This is a genomic window from Burkholderia sp. E168m23 (assembly GCF_016586125.1).
GTDB lineage: Bacteria > Pseudomonadota > Gammaproteobacteria > Burkholderiales > Burkholderiaceae > Burkholderia > Burkholderia orbicola.
In genome coordinates this window covers 1-7,158 of record NZ_BCPP01000286.1, presented here as the reverse complement: position 1 = coordinate 7,158, position 7,158 = coordinate 1, and the positions used below count along the sequence as shown (strand labels likewise).

The 7,158-nt window shown below is 67.2% G+C and carries 7 protein-coding genes; 4 read left to right on the top strand and 3 right to left on the bottom strand.

The genetic code is table 11. The features are described 5' to 3' along the window. Positions 1-165 precede the first annotated feature (165 nt). Positions 166-693: a GNAT family N-acetyltransferase gene (locus JMF90_RS16400; RefSeq protein WP_011547371.1), complete on the top strand. Its 528-nt coding sequence runs from the start codon at positions 166-168 to the stop codon at positions 691-693. 28 nt (positions 694-721) lie between these two features. On the opposite strand, the gene JMF90_RS16395 is transcribed toward JMF90_RS16400, so the two are convergent. Next, positions 722-1,636: a LysR family transcriptional regulator gene (locus JMF90_RS16395; protein WP_011547372.1), complete on the bottom strand. Its 915-nt coding sequence runs from the start codon at positions 1,634-1,636 to the stop codon at positions 722-724. Between the two features lie 118 nt (positions 1,637-1,754). Here JMF90_RS16395 and JMF90_RS16390 point away from each other — a divergent pair, with 118 nt between their 5' ends. The 3 genes from JMF90_RS16390 to JMF90_RS16380 are packed head-to-tail and all read left to right on the top strand — an operon-like array spanning position 1,755 to position 5,468. Continuing rightward, a complete protein-coding gene (locus tag JMF90_RS16390; RefSeq protein ID WP_011547373.1) occupies positions 1,755-2,942 on the top strand; it encodes a M20 aminoacylase family protein in 1,188 nt (395 codons plus the stop codon). Between the two features lie 59 nt (positions 2,943-3,001). After that, positions 3,002-4,174 carry a porin gene (locus JMF90_RS16385; RefSeq protein ID WP_011547374.1) on the top strand — a complete coding sequence of 391 codons (1,173 nt, stop codon included), beginning with the start codon at positions 3,002-3,004 and terminating at the stop codon, positions 4,172-4,174. Positions 4,175-4,187: 13 nt separating this feature from the next. Beyond that, positions 4,188-5,468 carry an MFS transporter gene (locus tag JMF90_RS16380; protein ID WP_011547375.1) on the top strand — a complete coding sequence of 427 codons (1,281 nt, stop codon included), beginning with the start codon at positions 4,188-4,190 and terminating at the stop codon, positions 5,466-5,468. Positions 5,469-5,534: 66 nt separating this feature from the next. Here the strand turns inward: JMF90_RS16380 and JMF90_RS16375 are convergent, their stop codons facing one another. Together JMF90_RS16375 and JMF90_RS16370 are read right to left on the bottom strand one after the other, a co-directional pair. Continuing rightward, positions 5,535-6,596 carry an alkene reductase gene (locus JMF90_RS16375; protein ID WP_011547376.1) on the bottom strand — a complete coding sequence of 354 codons (1,062 nt, stop codon included), beginning with the start codon at positions 6,594-6,596 and terminating at the stop codon, positions 5,535-5,537. An 81-nt stretch (positions 6,597-6,677) separates the two neighbouring features. Further along, positions 6,678-6,986, bottom strand: coding sequence for a helix-turn-helix transcriptional regulator (locus tag JMF90_RS16370; RefSeq protein WP_011547377.1), 309 nt, complete (start codon positions 6,984-6,986; stop codon positions 6,678-6,680). Between the last annotated feature and the right edge of the window lie 172 nt (positions 6,987-7,158).

Below are 7,158 nucleotides of genomic sequence, written 5' to 3'. Positions count from 1 at the left end.
CCGTGGCGGACAGGCAGAGCAGGGCAGCCAGCAGCCGGTTTTTCATGTCGATTCCCGAGGCAAGGGGCGCGGCGGGCCGCCGTAGCGACTCACCCGATCGTTCGAAACGTCTGAGGTTTCGATTATAGTGACCGCCGTTCCCGACTGCCGCCCTGAATTGCCGTCATGCCTGCACCGATCCTGATTCGCCCCGCCACGCGGGAAGACGCGGCCGCGATGGCCGCCGTGGAAGTCGCCGCCGCGCAGCGTTTTCGCGAGATCGGCATGGCCGACATCGCCGACGGCGAGCCGACCGATGCGGCCGCCGTGCTCGTGCGGATCGACGACGGTCGCGCCTATGTGGCGGTCGATCCGCAAGGCACGTGCGTCGGGTTCGCGTTCTACCGGCTGCTCGATGCGCAGCGGCTGTATCTGGAGGAACTGGATGTCGCGCCGTCGCACGCAGGGCAGCGGATCGGCGCGCGTCTCATCGAACAGGTGATCGCGCGCGCGGCGCGGGAGCACGTCGAGCAGGTGGTGCTGTCGACGTTCCGTGACGCGCCGTGGAATGCACCGTACTACGCGCGCCTCGGTTTCCGGATCATCGACGATACGGCACTCGACGACGCGCTGCGCGCAATCCGCGCGCACCACGTCGCGCTCGGTCTCGACGAAACGCGGCGCGTGTTCATGCGACGCGCTGTGGTGGCCTGATGCGCGGTGCGGACCGATTCCGGCGTAGTCAGCGCCGCGTGCCGCTCCCGAACGAACGCGACGCGAACGCGGCTTCGATGTACGCGAGGAAATCCGTCGCGGGGCGCGTCAGTTGCAGGCCGGGCGGCGTGAGCCGGTAGAGCTGCAGCGGTGGCGGCGACAGCGGCAGCGGGAGCGGCGTGAGCGCCTGGCCGAACACGGTTTCCGACAGCGAATGCCGGGTCCACGAGAAGATCGCATCCGTCGTGAGCAGCAGGCTGTAGAACAGCGCATACGACGTGCAGCGCGTGATGCAGCGCGGCGCCGGCAGGCCGGCGTGCGCATGGAGGTCGCGAATGTGCGCCGGAAAATTGTCGCTCGGATCGGTGTGGACCCACTCGGCATCGCGTAGCGCGTCCAGCGATGTCGCACCGGCGAAACGCCCGTTCTCGCGGGTGACGAACGCGGTGTCGAAGGTGCGGATCGGCTTCACGTCGGCGGACTCGGCGACCTCGCCGGTGATGGCCGCGAACGCCAGATCGAGGGTCCGGCTGTGCAATTGCTCGGTCAACTGGTTGAACGACAGTTCGCGCAGTTCGCACTCGACATGCGGCCAGTGGCGCCGAAATTCGGCATAGGCGTGCGCGAACCCCGTAACCGCGACGATCGGCGTGAAGCCGAGCACCAGCCTGCCTTCGCGCAGCCCTTTCAGATGCGCGATGTCGTCGCGCGCCCGCTCGAGCTCCCGAACGACCGCATGCGCGCGGCCGAGCAATACGTCGCCTTCCGGCGTCGGCACGACACCCCACGGCTTGCGTTCGAGAAGCGCCACGCCGAATTCGCCTTCCAGTTCCTGAATCGCCTTGCTGACGGCCGGCTGGCTGACGTGCAGCGTTTTCGCGGCAGCCTTGATGCTGCCCGCCGTGGCCACCGCGACCAGCGTGCGCAATTGGTGGGTTTTCATGATGCGGAGGATATAACCAAATCTTATCCGTATCAAAATTGATGTGTTTTTTGACCCGATGCGTCTCTCCATACTGGCCTGCAACGGTTGCGATGCAGCCGATCCAATGGAGCCAGACATGACGCAGGACCTTGCCCCGACGCTCGCGGCGATCCGTGAAGCCGCCCCCCGTTTCGTCGCGATTCGACGCGACATCCACGCCCACCCGGAACTCGGGTTTGCCGAAACACGCACCGCGCGGATCGTCGCCGCCCAATTGGCGGAGTGGGGCTACGACGTGACGACCGGCATCGGTGGCACCGGCGTGGTCGGCCGGTTGCGGCGCGGTACGTCGTCGCGCACGCTCGGCTTGCGCGCCGACATGGACGCGTTGCCGATCCGGGAAGAAACGGGCCTGCCCCATGCGAGCACGGTTGCCGGGACGATGCACGCCTGCGGTCACGACGGCCATACCGCGATCCTGCTGGCGGCCGCCCACCATCTGGCCGCACAGGGGCGCTTCGACGGCACGCTGAACGTGATCTTTCAGCCCGCGGAGGAAGGACTCGGCGGCGCGAGGCGAATGATCGAGGAGGGCCTGTTCGAGCGCTTTCCGTGCGAGCGCGTCTATGCGTTGCACAACGCGCCGGGCGTACCGGTCGGTCATTTCGCGTTGCGCTACGGCGCGATGATGGCGTCGTCCGATTCGGTAACGATCACCGTGACGGGCAAGGGCGGGCACGGCGCGATGCCGCAGCACGCGAGCGATCCGATCGTGGCGGCGGCGAACATCGTGACCGCGCTGCAATCGATCGTCGCCCGCAACATCGATCCCGCCAAGGCGGCAGTGGTGACCGTCGGTACGTTCCATGCCGGCACGGCCCCGAACGTGATTCCGGAGACCGCGACGCTGCAACTGTCGGTCCGCTCGCTCGACGCGGCCACGCGCGACGAGGTCGAGGCGCGGATTCGCCGGATCGCCGACGCGCAGGCGCGGGCCTACGGGACCGTTGCGCAGGTCGACTATCAAGCCATCTCGCGCGTGGTCGTCAACGATGCCGCCGCCGCGGATCTCGCGGTCGAGACGATCACGGCGCTGGCCGGCGCCGGTGGGCTCACGCTGCTTGCCGACGGTGTGATGGGCAGCGAGGATTTTTCGTGGATGACGGAACGCGTGCCGGGTTGCTACGTGATGCTCGGCAACGGACTCGATTCGCACGGCGGCTGCTCGGTTCACAACCCGGGCTACGACTTCAATGACGACGCGCTCGGCTGGGGCGCCGCCTATTTCGTCGGCATCGTGGAACGCTTCCTGGGCACGGCCTGACGAGCGCGTCCGCCAAGCGCGGCAATTCGGAATTTTCTCTCTGAAAATAAGGAAAACGAATGAAGAAGAGGCTGACATGGGGCGCTGCGTGCCTGGCGCTGGGCGCCGGAAGTGCCTGCGCGGTGCCGTATCAGGACGTACTGCTTGCGGCGGTGCCGGAGTTCAACGGCGGATTGAAGGAGGGTGTGGCGCTGTACGGCTCGGTCGACATGGGGATCAACTACCAGTCGGTGGGTGGACGGTCGACGTGGCAGACCCAGAGCGGCGGCGAGTGGACGTCGAAATTCGGCTTCTTCGGGCGCGAGAATCTCGGCGGCGGGTGGCGCGCCGAATTCAATCTCGAAAGCGGTTTTCTCGCGAACAACGGCGCGCAGCAGGATACGCAGTCGTTCTTCAACCGGCAGTCGTGGATCGGCCTGATGTCCGACCGCTATGGCCGGCTGCGGCTCGGCAAGCAGATCGGCACGGGGCTGCCGCTGTTCATCGACGTGTTCGGCACCGTGGGCACCAATTCGGTGTACACGTGGCTTGGCGCGGCCGCCGTGCAGACGGCGCGCGGCGTCGGCTACAACAGCGACCTCGGACCGGGCGCGACACAACTGCCGGCGCGCGTCGACAACGCGATCACCTATCGGACGCCGATCGTGGCCGGCACCACGACGCTGATGCTGATGTACGCGCCCAGCAACGTCGCGGGGCGCGCGCCGGCCGCGTCCGCGCAGGGCGCGCTGCTGCAGTGGTACAACGGCACGACCTATCTGGCGGCGAGCTACAACCAGGTGTGGGGCGTCAACGGGGCGAGCACGGTACGCAACGACCTGTACGGGCTTGGCGCCGTCTACGACACCGGGCGGCTCGTGCTGTCCGCGTCGTTCAATCAATATGCGCCGAAACTTGCCGGCGACGGGATCGCACGCGTGTACACCCTCGGCACGATCGTGCCGTTCGGCGTGAATGCGGTTCGCGCGTCGATCGTCTATCGCGATACGTCGGGCGTGCGCGATGCCGCCGGCCGGCCGGCGAAGGATTCGGCGCTCGGCGTCATGCTCGGCTACGACTACCTGTTGTCCAAACGTACCGGCCTCTACGCGCGGACGGGGTTCATCCGCAATTACGGGATGTCGACCGTTCTGCTGAACGGCAATCCGTTGCCGACCGAGCCCGGCGGCACGACGCCGCGCACCGGCATGACGCCCGTGACGATGTCGCTCGGCATGTATCACAACTTCTGAACGAGGGCATCGGATGAGCACCTTGAATCGCGCGGCTGCCGCGCAGACCATCGACGCGCGACGCGCGATGCGGCGGACCGTCGCCGCGGCTGCACTCGGCAACGGACTCGAATTCTTCGACTTCACCGTATATAGCTTCTTTGCTGTACTGATCGGTCGGCTGTTCTTTCCGGCGTCCAGCGATGCGGGTGCGTTGATGCTGTCGCTCGCGACCTTCGGCGTCGGTTTCGTCGCACGGCCGCTCGGCGGCGTCGCGATCGGCGCGTATGCGGACCGCGTCGGGCGCAAGCCCGCGCTGGTGCTGACCGTTGCGCTGATGGCGCTCGGCACCGGCATCATCGGATTCGCGCCGACCTACGCGCAGATCGGCATCGCGGCGCCGCTGCTGATCGTGATCGGCCGACTGCTGCAGGGTTTTTCGGCAGGGGGCGAAGTCGGGGCCGCGACGACGTTGCTGATGGAGTCGGGCGGCGCCCGCCGGAGCGGCGAACTGGTGAGTTGGCAGATGGCCAGCCAGGGCGGTGCGGCGCTCGCCGGCGCGCTCGTCGCGTTGACGTTGTCCCGCTGGCTGCCGTCCGATGCGCTGCAAGGCTGGGGTTGGCGTGTACCGTTCGTGCTCGGCCTGCTGATCGGGCCGGTCGGGTTTTATCTGAGACGCCATCTCGACGACACGCTGCCGCATCCGGCAGCCGGCGCGCCGCGTGTCAGCCGTCGCATTCCCTGGCGGCAGGTCGCGGCCGGCACGTTGCTCGTGATCGGCGGCACGTCGACGATGTATACGATCGTGTTTTTCCTGCCGTCGTTCCTGACGCTGACGCTCGGCATGCCGGCTTCCGTCGCGTTGCTGTCCGGTTGCACGGCGGGCGCGGTGATGCTGGTCGGCTCGCCGTTCGCGGGCCGGTTCGCGGACCGCTTGCGTCGCCGCAAGCCGATGCTGCGAACGGTGTGCGCGATCTCGACGGCGCTGGTGCTACCGGCGTTTCATGCGATGCGCACGTGGCCGTCGGTCGTCACCGTGCTGGCGGTCGTGGTCGTGCTGATCGGCCTGATGACGCTGTCGAGCCCCGCGGGTTTCGTGATGATTCTCGAAGCCTTGCGACCGGAAGTCCGTGCGACGTCGCTCGGGATGATCTATGCGCTGGGCGTGACGATTTTCGGCGGTTTCGCGCAGTTGATCGTCAGCGCGCTGTGGCGGGCGACGGGCAGCTTCTATGCGCCGGCCTGGTACGTGCTCGCCGGCGGGTCGGCCAGTCTCGTCGGTCTGGCGTTGTTTCGCGAGGAAACGGCACGCTGAAGCAGCGTGCCCAGGGTGACGAGAACGGCGCGGCGCACTGCCGTGCGCCGCGTGTGTCGTCTACCGTCAGGCCGCGTCGCTCAGCGCCGGGTAGTCGGTGTAGCCCGTTTCGCCTTCCGCGTAGAACGTCTCCGGCACCGGCTTGTTGAGCGGCGCGCCGATTTCGAGGCGGCGCGGCAGGTCCGGGTTCGCGATGAACAGCTTGCCCCACGCGATCGCGTCGGCGCTGCCGTTCGCGAGCGCGGCCTGCGCGGTGTCGAGCGTGAACTGCTCGTTCGCGATCAGCGGGCCGCCGAACGCTTCCTTCAGGCGCGGGCTCAACTGGTCGCCCGAATACGATTCACGCGTGAAGATGAACGCGATCTTGCGGCGGCCGAGTTCGCGCGCGACATAACCGAACGTTGCCGCCGGATCGGAGTCGCCCATCGTATGCGCGTCGCCGCGCGGTGCGAGGTGCACGCCGACCCGGCCCGCGCCCCACACGTCGATCGCCGCGTCGACCACTTCGAGCAGCAGGCGCGCGCGATTCTCGATCGGGCCGCCGTACGCGTCGGTGCGGCGATTGGTGCTGTCCTGCAGGAACTGGTCGAGCAGGTAGCCGTTCGCGCCGTGAATCTCGACGCCGTCGAAGCCGGCAGCCTTCGCGTTTTCTGCACCCTTGCGGTATGCGGCGACGATGCCCGGAATTTCGTCGAGTTCGAGGGCGCGCGGCGTCACGAACGGCCGCGGCGGACGCACGAGGCTCACGTTGCCGCCCGCGGCGATCGCGCTCGGCGCGACCGGCAGGTCGCCGTTCAGGAACATCGGATCGGAGATCCGGCCGACGTGCCAGAGTTGCAGCACGATGCGCCCGCCGGCCGCGTGCACGGCTTGCGTAATCTGCTTCCAGCCTTCGACCTGCTCGTCGGACCAGATGCCCGGCGTGTCGGCATAGCCGACGCCTTGCGGCGTGACCGACGTCGCTTCGGTAATGATCAGGCCGGCCGACGCGCGCTCGGCGTAGTAGCGCGCCATCAGTGCGTTCGGCACGCGCGCCGCGCCCGCACGGGAGCGGGTGAGCGGCGCCATCACGATGCGGTTCGGCAGGGTCAGGTCGCCGAGGGTAACGGGATCGAACAGCGTGGGCATGGCAGATAACCTCTTCACGAAAGGCGGGGAAGCCGTCGCGTCATGTGCGACGGCGCCCCGCATGGCCGGTTCGGCCGTTGGCTAGAGTTCGCGGCGCAGGGCGTCGAGAAATGCGTCGATGACGGCCTCGTTGCGCTGGAAGAACGCCCATTGACCGATCCGTGTCGACGTCACGAGCCCCGCGCGCTGGAGTGTCGCGAGGTGCGCGGAGACGGTCGACTGCGACAGCCCGCAGCGCGCGTCGATCTGGCCCGCGCAGACGCCGTGTTCGTACGGCAGCGTCTGCTGCGGGAAATGCTCGCCGGGCGTTTTCAGCCAGACGAGGATTTCCCGGCGCACGGGGTTCGAGAGCGCTTTCAGGATCGCGTCGATGTCGAGTTCGGTCGGCATGGAAAGGCTGGGTGTTCGGTCAAGGCAAACGGGTATCGTCGATGGGCGAATCTTATATCGGATTTTTACGATATGTTTGAAAGCGTAATAACTTCGTATAGCATACATTATACGAAGTTATACGACAGTTCCTGAATCGCCTTGCTGACGGCCGGCTGGCTGACGTGCAGCG

Coding starts and splice junctions, on each gene's coding strand:
- JMF90_RS16375 (WP_011547376.1), bottom strand. CDS start 6,596: ATGCCCACGCTGTTCGATCCCGTTACCCTCGGCGACCTGACCCTGCCG.
- JMF90_RS16385 (WP_011547374.1), top strand. CDS start 3,002: ATGAAGAAGAGGCTGACATGGGGCGCTGCGTGCCTGGCGCTGGGCGCC.
- JMF90_RS16400 (WP_011547371.1), top strand. CDS start 166: ATGCCTGCACCGATCCTGATTCGCCCCGCCACGCGGGAAGACGCGGCC.
- JMF90_RS16390 (WP_011547373.1), top strand. CDS start 1,755: ATGACGCAGGACCTTGCCCCGACGCTCGCGGCGATCCGTGAAGCCGCC.
- JMF90_RS16395 (WP_011547372.1), bottom strand. CDS start 1,636: ATGAAAACCCACCAATTGCGCACGCTGGTCGCGGTGGCCACGGCGGGC.
- JMF90_RS16380 (WP_011547375.1), top strand. CDS start 4,188: ATGAGCACCTTGAATCGCGCGGCTGCCGCGCAGACCATCGACGCGCGA.
- JMF90_RS16370 (WP_011547377.1), bottom strand. CDS start 6,986: ATGCCGACCGAACTCGACATCGACGCGATCCTGAAAGCGCTCTCGAAC.